Annotated in this window: 18 protein-coding genes; 9 read left to right on the forward strand and 9 right to left on the reverse strand. The window is 67.7% G+C overall.

Annotated features, from left to right (window positions below):
* Nucleotides 1–79 precede the first annotated feature (79 nt).
* The 7 genes from F1D61_RS29985 to F1D61_RS30015 all read right to left on the reverse strand — a co-directional run bounded on the left by F1D61_RS29985 (nucleotide 80) and on the right by F1D61_RS30015 (nucleotide 6,436).
* On the reverse strand, nucleotides 80–697 hold the full coding sequence (locus F1D61_RS29985) for a hypothetical protein (protein ID WP_203155629.1): 618 nt from the start codon (nucleotides 695–697) through the stop codon (nucleotides 80–82).
* Nucleotides 694–1,944, reverse strand: coding sequence for an IS701 family transposase (locus F1D61_RS29990; protein ID WP_203155630.1), 1,251 nt, complete (start codon nucleotides 1,942–1,944; stop codon nucleotides 694–696). The genes F1D61_RS29985 and F1D61_RS29990 overlap by 4 nt, the downstream gene beginning before the upstream one ends.
* A 186-nt stretch (nucleotides 1,945–2,130) precedes the next feature.
* The gene (locus F1D61_RS29995; protein ID WP_060847162.1) at nucleotides 2,131–2,454 is read right to left on the reverse strand and encodes a hypothetical protein; all 324 of its coding nucleotides are present in this window, start codon (nucleotides 2,452–2,454) and stop codon (nucleotides 2,131–2,133) included.
* Between the two features lie 292 nt (nucleotides 2,455–2,746).
* On the reverse strand, nucleotides 2,747–3,031 hold the full coding sequence (locus F1D61_RS30000; protein ID WP_145984642.1) for a hypothetical protein: 285 nt from the start codon (nucleotides 3,029–3,031) through the stop codon (nucleotides 2,747–2,749).
* Nucleotides 2,997–3,257, reverse strand: a complete 261-nt coding sequence (locus F1D61_RS30005) for a hypothetical protein (protein WP_060847164.1) — start codon at nucleotides 3,255–3,257, stop codon at nucleotides 2,997–2,999. Before F1D61_RS30005 ends, F1D61_RS30000 begins: the two co-directional genes overlap by 35 nt.
* A 10-nt stretch (nucleotides 3,258–3,267) precedes the next feature.
* On the reverse strand, nucleotides 3,268–5,811 hold the full coding sequence (locus tag F1D61_RS30010; protein ID WP_060847165.1) for an AAA family ATPase: 2,544 nt from the start codon (nucleotides 5,809–5,811) through the stop codon (nucleotides 3,268–3,270).
* A 97-nt stretch (nucleotides 5,812–5,908) separates the two neighbouring features.
* Nucleotides 5,909–6,436 carry a hypothetical protein gene (locus F1D61_RS30015; RefSeq protein ID WP_145984643.1) on the reverse strand — a complete coding sequence of 176 codons (528 nt, stop codon included), beginning with the start codon at nucleotides 6,434–6,436 and terminating at the stop codon, nucleotides 5,909–5,911.
* Between the two features lie 160 nt (nucleotides 6,437–6,596).
* On the opposite strand from F1D61_RS30015, the gene F1D61_RS30020 reads away from it, so the two are divergent.
* The 5 genes from F1D61_RS30020 (at nucleotide 6,597) to F1D61_RS30040 (ending at nucleotide 9,587) form a co-directional block, all read left to right on the forward strand.
* Entirely contained in the window at nucleotides 6,597–6,902 is a 306-nt protein-coding gene (locus tag F1D61_RS30020; protein ID WP_060847167.1) for a helix-turn-helix domain-containing protein, read from the forward strand.
* Between the two features lie 61 nt (nucleotides 6,903–6,963).
* Complete coding sequence (locus F1D61_RS30025; RefSeq protein WP_060847168.1) at nucleotides 6,964–7,368, forward strand: hypothetical protein; 405 nt, start codon at nucleotides 6,964–6,966, stop codon at nucleotides 7,366–7,368.
* A 3-nt stretch (nucleotides 7,369–7,371) separates the two neighbouring features.
* Nucleotides 7,372–7,671 (forward strand): hypothetical protein, encoded by a 300-nt coding sequence (locus tag F1D61_RS30030; protein WP_060847169.1) that lies wholly within the window; start codon nucleotides 7,372–7,374, stop codon nucleotides 7,669–7,671.
* Nucleotides 7,668–8,048, forward strand: coding sequence for a hypothetical protein (locus F1D61_RS30035; protein WP_203155631.1), 381 nt, complete (start codon nucleotides 7,668–7,670; stop codon nucleotides 8,046–8,048). The genes F1D61_RS30030 and F1D61_RS30035 overlap by 4 nt, the downstream gene beginning before the upstream one ends.
* Before the next feature lie 405 nt (nucleotides 8,049–8,453).
* The gene (locus tag F1D61_RS30040) at nucleotides 8,454–9,587 is read left to right on the forward strand and encodes a hypothetical protein (RefSeq protein ID WP_203155632.1); all 1,134 of its coding nucleotides are present in this window, start codon (nucleotides 8,454–8,456) and stop codon (nucleotides 9,585–9,587) included.
* 239 nt (nucleotides 9,588–9,826) lie between these two features.
* Here F1D61_RS30040 and F1D61_RS30045 read toward each other — a convergent pair whose 3' ends face one another.
* Nucleotides 9,827–10,261: a hypothetical protein gene (locus tag F1D61_RS30045; protein ID WP_060847174.1), complete on the reverse strand. Its 435-nt coding sequence runs from the start codon at nucleotides 10,259–10,261 to the stop codon at nucleotides 9,827–9,829.
* Between the two features lie 549 nt (nucleotides 10,262–10,810).
* Here F1D61_RS30045 and F1D61_RS30050 point away from each other — a divergent pair.
* From F1D61_RS30050 to F1D61_RS34575, 4 genes are all read left to right on the forward strand, one after another.
* Nucleotides 10,811–11,233, forward strand: coding sequence for a hypothetical protein (locus tag F1D61_RS30050; RefSeq protein WP_060847175.1), 423 nt, complete (start codon nucleotides 10,811–10,813; stop codon nucleotides 11,231–11,233).
* A gap of 1,120 nt (nucleotides 11,234–12,353) precedes the next feature.
* Nucleotides 12,354–12,659, forward strand: coding sequence for a hypothetical protein (locus F1D61_RS30055; RefSeq protein WP_060847176.1), 306 nt, complete (start codon nucleotides 12,354–12,356; stop codon nucleotides 12,657–12,659).
* Complete coding sequence (locus tag F1D61_RS34570) at nucleotides 12,656–12,835, forward strand: hypothetical protein (protein ID WP_060847177.1); 180 nt, start codon at nucleotides 12,656–12,658, stop codon at nucleotides 12,833–12,835. The genes F1D61_RS30055 and F1D61_RS34570 overlap by 4 nt, the downstream gene beginning before the upstream one ends.
* 152 nt (nucleotides 12,836–12,987) lie before the next feature.
* Nucleotides 12,988–13,209 carry an EAL domain-containing protein gene (locus tag F1D61_RS34575; protein WP_060847178.1) on the forward strand — a complete coding sequence of 74 codons (222 nt, stop codon included), beginning with the start codon at nucleotides 12,988–12,990 and terminating at the stop codon, nucleotides 13,207–13,209.
* A 68-nt stretch (nucleotides 13,210–13,277) separates the two neighbouring features.
* Here F1D61_RS34575 and F1D61_RS30065 read toward each other — a convergent pair whose 3' ends face one another.
* A complete protein-coding gene (locus F1D61_RS30065; RefSeq protein WP_060847179.1) occupies nucleotides 13,278–13,613 on the reverse strand; it encodes a TfoX/Sxy family protein in 336 nt (111 codons plus the stop codon).
* Nucleotides 13,614–13,628 lie beyond the last annotated feature (15 nt).

A 13,628-nucleotide genomic window follows, 5' to 3' on the forward strand; every position in this document is an offset into this window, starting at 1 on the left:
ACCTCGACGTGGGCGACGGCCCGGTCGCCCATGCCGACGGGTCAGCACCGCCGCCGGGTATGGCAGTCTAACCTTGCCGTCACAACGACGACGGCTGCTTAGGGATGCGGGCGTACGCATTGTCGATAGCCACGACCCACGCCTCCAGGCGGGCGACCTCGTCCTTTTTCATGACGCCCCTAGCCAACGCATCCCGGTGCCGCAGGATGTTCTCCCTGCCGCGACGCCCGACGAAGTCGGGGACGACACCCGCCTGCCAGGCGGCATGCAGGCGGTCGGCTGCTACAGGAATTTTGTCCAGGAGATCTACATACTTTTCCGGACTGACGTAGCGAGAGCGGGACTTGCGCTTCCGCATCGGGGGCGGCGAAAGCTCGTTATTGGTTGCCTTAGCAACCGACGCGGCTTCCGTGGCCTCCTTTTCCTCACGCTTCACGCATTCCTGGGCAATAATATGCCGGTTTACGACCGCCAGGACAGCCGATACGTCTCTGGGGTGCATCTCCTCGACGCACAGGTCGCAGAGAAGGAGTCTCACCTTCTCCAGCGCGGCGATGCGCTGACGAGGGGTCAGTTCGGTTGTATCGACCCACGTGTTAGCATTACAGTTGCATTTGCCTCTTAAGGTGAGCTTGGCGGGCAGCGGCTTGGTGAGCGCGCCGCCACGCTGACCAAGCGATGACGAGAGCCGGTTCAATGCGCCGTTGCGCGAGCCGGATCGCGACGCGCCGGATCTCCTGTAGCGACCAGGGCAAGGGCGAGCTTGGCCCTTCGCTCGGTTTTTGGGGGCGGGCCGTTGGCCCGCTGTCGTACCCGCGCCAGCACCGCGAAGGCCAGCATCACCAAGCTGACGTGCCGGTGCCAGCCATGCCAGGAGCGGGTCTCGTTGTGGTCCAGACCCAGTTCGGTCTTGCCGGTCTCGAACGCTTCCTCGATCGCCCAGCGCCGCCCCTCGACCTGAACCAGGGTCTGGAGCGACGTGCCAGCCGGGCACCAGGTGGTGAAGTAGGCGCGCTGACCATCGCTGATGCTGCGGCGGACCAGCAGTCCACGTGTCCACACCTCTGAACGGGCGTCGGTCTTCTTGCCCACCTCCAGGTCGGCGAGTTCGCAGTAAGCCCAGTCGTAGAAGCGCTCGCCCTTGGTGCCCCGCCCAGCCGACAGGCGCTGCCACGCGCCAGGATCGAGCGCGTCGGCAATCGCCTCGGCCGTGCCGGCCACCTCGGGCTTGTCGATCCAGGAGTTGAAGCGGTGGCTCGCGGCAACCCCGAGGACGTAGCCCTTGGCCTTGCGCCGCAGCGCCATCTCAATCTCGCCGACCCCGTACACGCTGTCGGCCGCCACCCAGGCAAACGGCACGTCCGCCGCGATGGCCCGCTCGATCATCGTCAGCGCCAGTTGCGGCTTGGTCGCGAAGGCCAGCGTCTCCGGCACGTGCGTAGCCGACCGGCGGCCCGGGTCGTCGGTCCACGCCTTCGGCAAGTAGAGGGCGCGGTCGAGGAAAGCATGCCCTTTGGTCGACACGTAGGCTGCGAACACGCCGATCTGGCAGTTGGTGATCTTACCCGCCGAACCCGTATACTGACGATGGACGCCACAGGACGCCTTGCCCTGCTTGAGAAAACCGGTCTCGTCGAGGACCAACACAGCGTCCGGCTCGGCCAGGGTCTCGACCACGTGCTCGCGCACGACATCGCGCAGGGCATCCGCGTCCCACTGGCTACGCCCGAGCACCGCCTGCTGACGCCAGGGTCCGGGATCGCCGGCAGCCTCGGCTCGCATCCAACCCGTCTTGCGCCGTTCTGCCCCGAGCAGGCCGTCCAGGAAGGCACCGGCCGAGCGGGCGACGCTCGGCGCGGCAAACAGCGGTCGGATCTGATCCTTGGCCTCACGCAGGCTCGTCGACCAGATCTCCAGCATCGCTTCAAGCGAGGCAGTCGGCATGAAAACCTCCCATCGCTCGCCGTCAGATAGGTACTCAAACCTGCAACTGTAATGTTAGGGCTAGTGCCAGGAAGGGCGCGCGTCTCGAACTCGGTCATGAGTGGTATCCTTCAGTATAGGAGTTGGGTTGGCCCGGGACGGGGCCGCCTTGTTCGAGCGGCCTCGAAGGGCACGGCGGCCATGCGCTTAGAAGGGGATATCGTCGTCGGCGTCCTGCTGGCTGCTCTGCTGGACGCTCATGGGATTGAACTCCGCGAGTGCATCGGACACGAGCGCGTCGTATTCCGCCCGCATGACTGCCCAGGCTGCATCTTGCAGGCTCATCTGCCCTACGCTGTTGAGGTCGATGATCAGCGAGATGCGCATTGAAGAAGCGTCGCAGACAGCCTGGCAGCACATGCCACTCTTCCGCATTTCGCTGACGCGCTCGGCGGCGCCGCACGCCATCTCCCGGAGGATGGTGACCTCCTGACGGTGCGGAAGACCAATCTTGTTAGATCGAGACGACATCGTGACTCTCCATAGGTAGTACTTTGCGGAGGGAAGGAGCTGACCTCCCCGGGGGACGATGTGTGGGTGAGGGCCCAGGCCGAACCATCGGGCTCGAACCAGACGACAGCGGCGCGGGTGACGACCTCGCCCGTTTCCAGCGCCGGAAGTTGGGCTCGTCCGGGCGTTAGCCGATCTGCACCGCGTCGAGGGCGGGGGATACCTCGGTCATGGCGGGCGTTCCGGAAGCGGGGGGACGGGAGCCCCGGCCAGGAAAGGCCGGGGGAGGCGCGCTATTCGCGTGGGGACCGGATCAGCCATTGCGGCGCTTCCTGTCGGCCGCCTGCGCCAGCCTGAGCTCGACGCGGAGCAGTTCGAGCGCCGCCTGCGCCGGATCGAGCGTGCCTGCGTCGACCGCGTTGGAGATCTCCCATACGCGGGCGACGGCCTTGGTGGCGCGCCAGCGCGAGTGCGTGCCGGCGTCCTGGCCTCTGAAGATCCTCCACTGGGCCTTCATGGCGGCGCCCCAGATGATGTGCTTCTCGGTGAGGAGCGGCGAAATCTCAGAGGAAGGACGGGCGGGGGCTGTTGCGGACATCGCGGTTCTCCATGAGGGGGCGGTAGGGAGTGGAAAGGGCAGCGCCGAGCAGGAGGCCGGCGTCGCGGATGAGTGATGCCTCGGTGGCGCGGCCGGCGCGGACGTCGGCCTGCATGCGCTGGATCTCGATGCCGACGGCGGAGATCACGAGGAGGGAAGCGCGGCGCTCGCGCGCAGCCGTGCGGAGGCGGTCCTGGACACGGTCCAGGCAGGGGGTCGTCGACATGGCGGCCTCCTCAGCGGACCAGTGCCGCGGCGGGCTCGGCGACCAAGCGGGCCACCTCGTCGCCGTCGAGCCGGCGGCGCTCGACGAGGGCGTCGGCGATCCGGCGGACGGCACCGGCATGCCGGCTGACCGTGGCCAGGGTCTCGCCGTAGAGCCGGTCGAGGAGATCCTGCACGTCCCGGCGCAGGAGTGGGTCCGCCGCCAGGGCCATGGCGGGGTCCTGCTCGACGGCGACGAGGCCGCGGCCACCCATCCCCCACTCGCCCACCAGGCTGACGACGAGGTGGGTCGCCGTCAGCAGGTCCTGGCGTGCCCCGGAACTCGCGCTGTCGAGGAGGATCTCCTCGGCCGCCCGGCCGCCCAGCATGATCCGCACGCGGTCCTCGGCGGCGGCACGGGTCAGGACGCCCTGGTGCGGGTCCTTGGCCGCCATCCATCCGCGATCGTCGCCACGCGTCTGCAACGCCAGGACCATCTCCCGTCCGGGCTCCTCCAGGTACGCCATCAGCGCGTGCCCGGCCTCGTGGACGGCGATGCGGTCGAGGATGGCGGCCGGGGTCGCCTCGTCGGCGGCGCCCGCCACCGCGAGCAGGTCGTCCAGGGCCAGCGGCCGCCCGGCATGTCGCGCCCGGCGACGGGCGTCCTCGACGAGGGCCTCGATCATGGCGCCGGTGTAGCGCTCGGTCCGGTACGCCACCGGGAGCAGGTCGGCGCCGGGCAGGTCGTCGCCGAGGCGGACGCGCAGCATCGCGACGCGCTCCCCGGCTTCCGGCAGCCCGATCTCGATGTGCCGGCCGAGCCGTCCCGGGCGCCGGATGGCGGGGTCGACGCGGTCGGCGTCGTTCGTCGTGCCGATGACGACGACGCCCTCCCGTCCGGCCACACCGTCCAGGCATTCGAGGAACGCGTTCGTGACCTGGAGGACGTAATCGGCGTGCTCGTGCCGCACGGTGCGCCTGTCGACGAAGACGTCGCACTCGTCGGTGAGGAGCAGGCAGCCGCGGCGTCCGGCCGCCAGCGCCTTGGCCTCGGCGAACGTGGCCCGCATCGCCCGGAGCGTCGTCCCGAGATGCGCCTGGTCGGCGGACTGCCACTGCCCGAGCGACGCGGCGACGAGGGGAATCCCCGCGCTGGCGGCCAGGGCCTGGGCGAACAGGGTCTTGCCCGTGCCCGGGGGGCCGCTGACGAGCGCGCCGTCCGACACGCTCGACCACGGGGCGCCGTCCCTCCACGCCTGGAGGTCGCGGATGACCTCGCGGCCATACGCCACCGCCTCGCGGCAGCCGTGGAGCTCGTCCAGCGTGATGTCCCGCCCGCGGCCCGTCGGCGCCGGCGGGGCCGCCAGGCGGACGAGGTGCGCGACGCAGTCCGCCGGCGCCCGACCGGGCCGGATGCACACCGCCAGGTGCTCCGCGGTGACGCGCAGCCCGTCGAGCGCGCGCCGGTCCTCGCGGGAACAGGCGGCGCCGGTCGTCACGCGGATCGCGGCGGCGACGTCGGACGCGTCGACGGGGGCCAGGGTCAGGCGGTGCTCCGCCGCCAGCAGCGCCGCGGCCGGCAAGTGGGACGACGCGTCCGGCGACAGGCACAGGATCGCGCCCGGGTGCCGCAGCAGCGCCAGGAACTCGCGCCACCGGCGGTCACGGTCGGTGCCCTTGGGCGCCTCCTTGGCGACGTGCCTCCGCAGCCCCGTCGGCAGGCCCAGAGCGGCGTCCGTCATGCCGTCCAAGGCAAGGAGCGGCAGCGCCTCCGGGACGTCGATGACGACGACGACGTCGCGTTCCGCGAGCGCCTCCCGCAGTCCGGGGACCGCGTCGAGCGTGCGGGCGAGTTGGCGGGCGGCGGTGAGCTCGACCGGGGATGTCCCCTCCGCGGCGGGGGGCGCGTCGCCGTCGTCGTCGACCGGGAGGCCGTCGTCCCCGAAAATCCTGACGCGCTCGGTCGGGCGCGCCGCCTCCGGGGCCGGCTTGTCCCCGGCAAGGTGGACCAGTCCGAGCCCGAGCGCATGGCTCATGGCAAGGCACAGGCCGACCTTAGAGAACGACGCCGGCACGAAGCAGGGATGGACGTCGGTCATCAGCCCGAGCCCGTGCGCGACTTGGTGCAGTGCGTCGCCCGGTGGCGACATCCGCGCGAGCTCGATGGCGTAGTCGTGCGCGTATTGGCGCGCCTCGCACATGCCGAGGGCGAGCGCGTAGAAGGCGAGGCGCCCGAGGATCTCCGGCAGGCAGGGGCGGTCGAAGCCGTCCTTGTCGACGAGGACCTGCTCGCCGAGGTGAATGTGCTCGATGAGGCGCATGCCGAGGAGCGCCTTGGCCTTCGGCGTCTCGCCGGCGGCCAGGCAATCGCCGAATGTCCGCTCGACGCCGGCGAGGAACTCGTCGACGACGCGGTCCGTCGTCGTGTCGACGGCGAAGTCGAACTCCGGCCCGGTGACGCGCGCATGGCGGACCCATGCGGCGCCGTCCTGGGCGACGCTGTCGTTGATGACGGATGCAGTGCAGGCGTACAGGTCGCGCGTCGGCGCGAAAGCCGCCCTGGGGGGCTTCTTCATCGATCTGGCCTCCTGGGACCTATCGAACGTCAGCCGGTCAAAACCAGCCGTTCAACCCAAGGACTAGACCGACAAACCTTTCTGAAACGTTAAGGAATCAGTCCTCGTCCGCCTCCGTCCGTCGGGACGGGAAGACCGGTCCACGCTTTCGTGCATCGAGCAGCGCGTCCATGCAGGCGTCGACGTCGCGGCGAACGTCCTCGCGGCTCTCCTCCAGGCCCTGGCGCGGCCAGGAGTACCGGTCGACATAGCGGGCCAGCGCGACGAGGAGATAGCCCCGGCTGGCGGCTTCGTCGTCGTCGGCCAGGCTGGCGAGGGCGCGAAGTACGCGCGGGGGCAGGCCCTTCTTAAGGATGCGGCTCGGCGTCACGACGCGCCGGTCGAGCTTGAACACGTCGCTGAGCGGTGCCGCCCATCCGCTGGGCCATAGCCTGGATGCGGCAGCCTCGATGGCCGGGTAGAGGGCCGCGTTGACTGTGGCCGGGTCGAGCGGCACCGGCTCGCCGTCGCCGACGAGGAACGGGCGTCGCTCCGGGTCGTAGGCGAGCGCGAGGCGCCCGACGAGCCCGACGACGGTCCAACCAGCCGGCCGGGGCCAGTCTTCCGGGTCCACGAATTTGAGCACGATCTCCATGCCGCCGGGATAGCACGGCCGGCGACCGCCGTGGTTAACGGCAATGGTCGCTTTCGAGCGGTCGGGGCATCCTGGGGCCATTCCGAGGTCGCATAAACGCGTCACCGGTTTTGCCCCCGCGCTCTGCGGGCCGGAAAGGGGTGTCGCGTATATGAGCCAAATCGACCTTGTCGAACTCGGGCAAACCATTAAGGAAGCGCGCAAGGCCGCAGGTCTGACGCAGGGCCAGGTGGCCGTCATGATCGGCTCGTCCCGCACGCGCGTCATAGCCTTCGAGAACGGGTATGCGCCCGACATGAGCATCAACACCGTCATCCACATGCTGAACGCGGTGGGGCTCGATTTCCGCCTGTCGACGTTCAACCACGGCTGCCCCACGCTCGACGACCTCCAGGCCGAGCAGGCCGAGGAGGACGCCCGGAACGCGCGTCGCGGGCTGCCCTGGCCGCGCTGGTAGCCACGCCCGGGCGCGTCCCTCCCCGAATCGTGGGATCCCCGTAGAATCCCGGGGGGACCGGGTGCTGAAGGATACGGAACTGGACGAGCTCGCGCGCGCGGTCGCCGCGCTCGGGGACGAGGATGCCGGGCGCCTCGACGAGGCGGTCCGCGAACGCCGCCGGGCCAAGGCCGAGGTCAAGGCGGCGCGCATCGCCGCGCTGCGGGCGATGGACGACCACGCCGTCATCGACGAGGTCATGAGGGAAAGCGTCGAGTACCCGAAGCGATGGGAAAGCGAAGTCGCCCTGAAGGTGCTCCGCGACGCCGGGTTCGTCCGGCAGCCGGCGGAGACGACCGTCACGTTCCTGTTCCCCTGGGACGGCGAGAACGCCGTAACCGTGTCCGGTAGCAAGGACGACCTCGACCTTCTGCAGGTGATCCTGGCGGCTCGCATCTCGGACCTTCGGTCCAGTAAGGGCGCCTGAGCCATGGACCGCGTCACCTGCGAGACCTGCGGAGAAGACACCTGGAGCGACCGGCATCCCTGCTCGAACTACGACACCTGTCCACCCACCAGCAACTGGTCCGCGGGCTTCCGGTTCGACCAGGCGCTCCGGGGCATGCGCCTCGGCAAGCGTGTCCAGAGGCCGGGCTGGTTCCACTCCTGGAGCATCGAGGACGGCAAGCTGACCGTGCGCTGGCCGTTCGACGATGAAGGGTTCAGCACCTCGGAGCCGCGCGACCTCAACCCGGCCGACATCCTCGCCGACGACTGGGAGGTCGCTTGACCATGGCCGTCCGGTTCGAGGACCTGCTGGCGTCGCTGCCCGCCGAGGAGCAGGCGGCCATCCAGGCCAGGTTCGAGGAGATCCGCGCGGCCGCTTTCGACGCAGCGGTGTCCGCCTGCGTCGGGGCGACCTACGGGCCGCCGTCGCGATGGGGAGCCGACCGGCCGCGGGGCTGGCATCTCCCGGAGCCGTGCTCGCCCCATGACGCCGCGATGCACGACAACGGCTGCATGGACGCCCTCCGGCGTATCCGGGCGCGCAAGAACGCGGATGCGGAGAAGCGGGCCGCCCACGCTGCCCGGGCCGTCATCCAGAAGCGGAAGAACGCGGTCGGCCGGGATGCCGACTTGCCGGCGACGGGGAGCTTCCATGCCTGACGCGACCTTCATGGCCTGGAAGTAGGCGCAGGAGCGCCACAGGCACGAGATGGGGGAATGGTGCGCGCAGTTCCTCCGCCCGGTCCGGAACGCATGGGTCGACGTGCTGGTCGACGTCGAGGCGGAGAAGGCGGCCCGTCCGGCAATCGGCAAACCCTTGTCCCGCCGGGCCCGGCGCCGGAACCGGGGGCGCGTCAGCGCGGCGAGGGTCGCCCTGGCGCGGGTGTACCACGAACCGATCACGTGGGCATGGCCGGCCCCAGGGGAGGAGTAGGCAACGGCCTACTGAAGTGGGCATGCAACGGGGAGGCGCGGAGGCAATTCTTGCCTGGTAACTAGTGCGCCATCGCGTCAAATCTGACGCGCCCTCACCAGGACATGGTGTGCATTGCTGACGAATCCCCCGTGGAGGCCCTGGCGAATACGCGCCGTTCACGCTATGTTGCACCTTCGCTGAAACTGGAGTGTGCGTACTTGGAGTATCTGCCCCCGCCCTCGAAATCCTCGGCCGGCACTTACTGGAGCACCAAAACCGACGACGAACTCCTCTCCACGCAACTGACGACCGACGACCCGGAAAGCCTAGAAGACCTTTCCGAAGATCAGCCTCCAATTGAGGAGGCCCTCGTTGAAATGGCGTACAACGTTTCCGGCCGCGAGCGCGGTATGGTTCGATGCGTATTCTGCAAGCACCCAAACCACTTCAACGGCGTTGTCATGCGCTACAAGTCCGGAACTAGACGTCTAGTCGGCCGGGACTGCGCTGGAAAGCATTACGGCGTCACATTTGATCTCCTGGCCCGCGACTTCGATGCCGCGAGGGATCGCCGGGATTACGTCGAGCAGCAACGGCTCGTTATGGCCCGTGACCGCGACATCCTCGGGATGATGGCCGCCATGCGAGCGGATCCGTCCGTCGCAGAATTCGGGGAGGTGCGTCGGCGATTGCGCGAGTTCGTCGGCGAGAAGCTTTGGCCCAAGCTCGTCCGCATCGCCGACGGTGACGGACGTCTCGTCGTCGAACGACGCGTCGTCAATTACGCTGCAATGGAAACCGGGCGCGGCCGTCAGTCCGTCTTCGCGCTAGTGGGCGATAGCTACCTGCGCGGCGCCGAACTTGTCCGCTCTGGACCTACGGTCGCAGAACGCCTTCGAGACATTGAGGAGCGCCTTACGGGCGTAGTCGCTACTCTACGGCGCGACGGCGTTAGCACGGGCACCTTGCGACAGAACATTGTAATGCTGGCCGACCTACTGCGCGAAGTAGAGCGTGAGCGCGTGCGAATGCGTGCGGTCAACACGTTCTTCGACGGGAGCAACGGGGGAGGCCTTGGCAAGTTCGCTTCCTGGTTGGCCGATAACGGTAAGCAAGGCGTATCTGTCCTCTCGCTTCCCTATCGGCTCTACGACCAGGGTCGGTCGAACGGGCATCTGGAACTCTGTCCGTCCCCTCATTATCGAATCCCAGGTGCCGACTTGATCGAGGTGATGCGCGACACCACGGTCAGGCCGTCGAAACGGCGCAAGGCAACCCGGTAAGCCGGCCGGGGGAGGCGGCTAGCCTCCCTTGCGCCCTCCCGGCCGCTATGACCTGCTCGGCCGGCGCGGCGACGGAGGGCGGCATGGGGTGGCGGGCGGCTGACGAATACGACCGGGAGGAGCGCGAGCGGCTAAGGGCGCTCCCCCTCCGGGAGCGGTACCCGTGGGGGAGGCTCGCCGCCGTCGGGACAGCCCTGGCGGTCGCCGTGGCGTGGTTCTGGTGGCGGCACGGATGAGGGCTACGCCGCCACCGCCTCGCCCCCGGCAGCGGCGAGGGCGGCCGCCGCGGCTTCCGCCTTGGCCTTCTCCTCCGCCTCCTTCTTGGCTGCAGTCCTGAGCTTGCCCTCGGCCTCGCGTTCCCAGCGCCGGCGCGCGATCTCCTTCCGAAGCTCCGCAAGGGGAGGGAGCGTCGCCGCCGCGGCCTGCTCGTCGACCCAGGCGACGTAGCGCTCCATGAGGGGCGCCTTCAAATCCAACCTGTCGTCGTCCGTGTAGTGCCTCTCCGGAACGTCCGTGCTGCTGATGCCCTCGGCGTGGTCAACGACAAGCTTCACGTCGCTGCGCGCGATCCGGAACCGCTTCTGGCAGACGATCGTCAGGCACCTGCGGATGTCGTGCGGGCTCGCGCGTAGCGCCATGTCTAGCAGGCGGTGGTTGATGGCCGCCGGGTTCATGTGCCCGTCTACCCGCCCCCGGCCTTCGCGGCACGATACTGCGGAACAGGTAGGGGGACTGGGCCGCCCGAGCGCGCTCCTTCTAGGCCTTGAAGCGCGCTCAGAGCACCGGCGGAAGCGGGACACAGCGAGCGCATCGTCGAGATCGAGCGCCGCGTCGTCACCACCACCGCTACGCAGGTCGACCATTGGACCCGCCGTCCCAACCCGGCGGGCGAGAGGCACCTGGTCCTGCGGGAGAGCCTGCGGGGGCGCGAGCACGAGACGTGGCACCCGCCAATGAGCGCCTTCCTCCACGTCGTCACCGGCGACGGTGGCGCGACGGAGCATCTGGCGGCCTACGACGAGCGCGTGGCGCTGGCGGGTTAACTAATTCTTAACCAAAAAACCGCACTTCGTTTGTCATCGGTTGACGCCGGCGCTCGGATCTGGCGTTAATGATGGACGACAAGAGTCTTGGTGGGCGCCCTCGCGCCCCATGGACTTTCCGATGCCTGAAGCCTTTTCTCCTGCGCATGGGGCACGCCGCCCCGCGTGGGAATTTTTTGTATGTCGGAACACGAACGGTCCCCAATTGGGGACTACATCTTCGAGCGCATGCCGGAGGCGGACCGCGAGACGGTCAGGCGTTTCATGGCCGCCGCCAAAGGGGACGACCAGGACGACTTGGGCTACATGGAGCTCGGAAATTTCGGCATCAACGTCGCGCGGGCGTACTGCGAAGTTGGACATCCCGTCGAAGACCGGCATATCCGCCTCCAGTTGGAGTGTATGGCGGAGGCCAGGCTCCTCGACGAGACGATGGACCGGGTCGACTGGGATTACCTGACTCTCATCGCGAGTTCTGAGGACAAGAGGGCCGCGGCACGCGTGAGGAGCCTCTTCGTGCTCGCCACCGGCATCAGCGACGAAGACGTTTTCGATGAGAAGCTCAGGGCCGAACGGCGCGCGAGGGAGGCGGCCCGTGGCTAAGCGCTCCCGCCGGAAACCCGGTCTGGCCCCGCGGCCTGTCCCGGTGCCGACCGACGAGGTCATCAGCCGCCTGAGGCGCTTTCTCTGCCTGCGCTTCTTGGGGGTGCCTGGACCGGTCACACACGTCGCTCGGGCCAGAACGCTGGACAACGGCTTTGCCGCCGACGTCCAACTTTTTGACGGCGGCCGCTGCATTCTCATTGTGCGCCAAGTGGAGGGGCATGTGACTGACGAGCGGTGGTGCATGCGGGGGAAGTACAGCCCAAATTCCCCCAGTGGCTTCTACTACAACCCGATCCGTAAGGAATGGGTACGCGCAAGCGAAGAGGAGGCAGAGGCAGCGATTGCGGCAGGGCACTGCCTGTAATACGAAAGACCGTGCCTAAATGGCACGGATGAACCAGCCTTTACATCTGAGTTCACTACCGTGAACCCCCGTGCCAATATGAGCACGGATAGCCCATCGTGCGCGATTCCACCGGCTAGTTGTCCCACCCCGTGCCACGAGCACGGATAAACCTGAACACGGTACCGGCAATACGATCACCTGTTCCCCGTGCCCTCGGCGCACGGATATCTCAGGGCTCTGCAGGGCCCATCTCCGTGGCGGCCACACACGGGTCAACGTGGTCATGAAAGCGCTGCCCGCCGGGAGGCTCTGCGGCGCGTTCGATACCGAACCGCAGGTGCCAAGGCGGGGCTCAGTCGTCCCCGCCCGCGGCCTCCATCGCGCGCCCGAGCCGGATCTCCTCTGGCACGTCGGGCGTCGCCGCCATTCTCACCCGGATCTCCTCAAGCGACGCTGGTCGGTACCCCCACCGGTCGACGCCGACGTCGCAGCTTTGCGCCGTATCTGGCAGCAGCCCGTGCGTGTGTGGATCGACATCGAAGCGGGACCCCGTACTGGATCATGAGTAAGCTATTGAGGGTAAATTAGAAATCTCTCTCGTGCCGGGATCCCTATCGGCGCCGATAGGGACCCCGCCAGAAGCCATTTTTCTGATTTATCATCAATGGTTTAGGTGGAACTCCTGGTGGGGGTCCGCTTCATTGCTGATACACATGACAAGTTAGGATCGAGCGCCTATGACCCTCATGTGACATCATAACCGAGGGTCCCATGTCCGATATCCAGGTCCTCGCGGCCACGCTACGCAAGCTGGCGAAGCCCGGAATAAAGCGGAAGGACCTGATCGCGGCGGTACGTAATGAGCATCCGGATGCCACGAATAAGGAGATCGTGCGCGCCGCCTTCTACGCGCTGACCCATGACGCTGATGCTGATCCAGAGCAGACCCATCACCTGCACGCCTTCGCGCTGACCGAGCGGGCGGGGGACGAGGAAGATGTCCCGCTGACCGAGAGGCTCGGTAAGAAGGAGAGGCGCAAGGAGCGCGAGTTGGGGAGCCAGGGGCATCATCGGTGAAGACGTTCCGTCTGCATCGCGGCTGGCGCGAGCCGAACGGCCTCGTGACGGACCACGCCACGCTAGAACGGGTCATCAAGGCCGCCAGTGCCTCCGAAGCCATGAGCGCAGCCCTGGCCGAGGGCGACTTCCTCCTGACGGACGACATCAACTTGGTCTGGCTCAGCGACGACTGAGGAACCTTGGTCTGATCGCTGAGGCTCGACGACGAAAATACGGCTGCAAGCCCCTGACGCTGTGCTCACCTGCGTCTGTAACGGATGGGAAGCGGGCCTTAGCTTCTCGGCTTCAAGCGGACGCGTCGCTTGTTGCCGATCAGGTAGATTGCTTGGAGGTCCGGTCCCTCGGAGTCGACCTGGCGCTCGACGACTTCGGGACCAGCTACTCCTCGCTGAGCTACCTGCGCAGCTTCCCCTTCGAGCGGATCAAGCTCGACCGCTCGTTCGTGGCCGGAGCCGACGAACCTCGCACGGCGTCGGTGGTACGGGCGGTCGTCGGCTTGGCCCGCGCGCTCGTCAACCAACTGCGGATCGGGTCGGGCCACCCCTGACGTGGCCGGCGGCATACTGGACGGCGAGGCAAGCCTGATGACCCCTCGTAGTCTGGATGCGTGCGAACTCAGGAACGTCGACGCTTCTTCGGAGGAGGTACCGGCAACGCTTCCGCCGTCGCCTTGATCAGGTCCGACAGCCGGTCGGGGTCGTCCCATGCCTCGCTCGGTATCCTGAAACAAGGCTTCGCACCGGGATAAGGGGATGCCTCCGTCGCCCCGTCGCCGAGCAGGGCGCGCCCGGCTGCCGTCGGCTTCAGGAACAGCTGCTCGTCGCAGACGAGCGCGGCGAGCTTGCCGTCGCAGTAGAGCCCATACTCTCCGAACATCTTACGCGCGAACACGTGGCCGGCACCGCGCGCCTGTTCGACGATGAAGTTGACCGTGTTTCGCTTGGTTGCCATGGGCTTCCTCGTTCG

Source organism: Methylobacterium aquaticum (assembly GCF_016804325.1).
In the GTDB taxonomy this organism is placed as follows: Bacteria; Pseudomonadota; Alphaproteobacteria; order Rhizobiales; family Beijerinckiaceae; genus Methylobacterium; species Methylobacterium aquaticum_C.

What these genes read in the sequence shown, in the direction of transcription:
- F1D61_RS29990 (WP_203155630.1), bottom strand. Translation starts at nt 1,944, where the DNA reads ATGCCGACTGCCTCGCTTGAAGCGATGCTGGAGATCTGGTCGACGAGC.
- F1D61_RS29995 (WP_060847162.1), bottom strand. Translation starts at nt 2,454, where the DNA reads ATGTCGTCTCGATCTAACAAGATTGGTCTTCCGCACCGTCAGGAGGTC.
- F1D61_RS30000 (WP_145984642.1), bottom strand. Translation starts at nt 3,031, where the DNA reads ATGTCCGCAACAGCCCCCGCCCGTCCTTCCTCTGAGATTTCGCCGCTC.
- F1D61_RS30005 (WP_060847164.1), bottom strand. Translation starts at nt 3,257, where the DNA reads ATGTCGACGACCCCCTGCCTGGACCGTGTCCAGGACCGCCTCCGCACG.
- F1D61_RS30010 (WP_060847165.1), bottom strand. Translation starts at nt 5,811, where the DNA reads ATGAAGAAGCCCCCCAGGGCGGCTTTCGCGCCGACGCGCGACCTGTAC.
- F1D61_RS30020 (WP_060847167.1), top strand. Translation starts at nt 6,597, where the DNA reads ATGAGCCAAATCGACCTTGTCGAACTCGGGCAAACCATTAAGGAAGCG.
- F1D61_RS30030 (WP_060847169.1), top strand. Translation starts at nt 7,372, where the DNA reads ATGGACCGCGTCACCTGCGAGACCTGCGGAGAAGACACCTGGAGCGAC.
- F1D61_RS30045 (WP_060847174.1), bottom strand. Translation starts at nt 10,261, where the DNA reads ATGAACCCGGCGGCCATCAACCACCGCCTGCTAGACATGGCGCTACGC.
- F1D61_RS30050 (WP_060847175.1), top strand. Translation starts at nt 10,811, where the DNA reads ATGTCGGAACACGAACGGTCCCCAATTGGGGACTACATCTTCGAGCGC.
- F1D61_RS30055 (WP_060847176.1), top strand. Translation starts at nt 12,354, where the DNA reads ATGTCCGATATCCAGGTCCTCGCGGCCACGCTACGCAAGCTGGCGAAG.
- F1D61_RS30065 (WP_060847179.1), bottom strand. Translation starts at nt 13,613, where the DNA reads ATGGCAACCAAGCGAAACACGGTCAACTTCATCGTCGAACAGGCGCGC.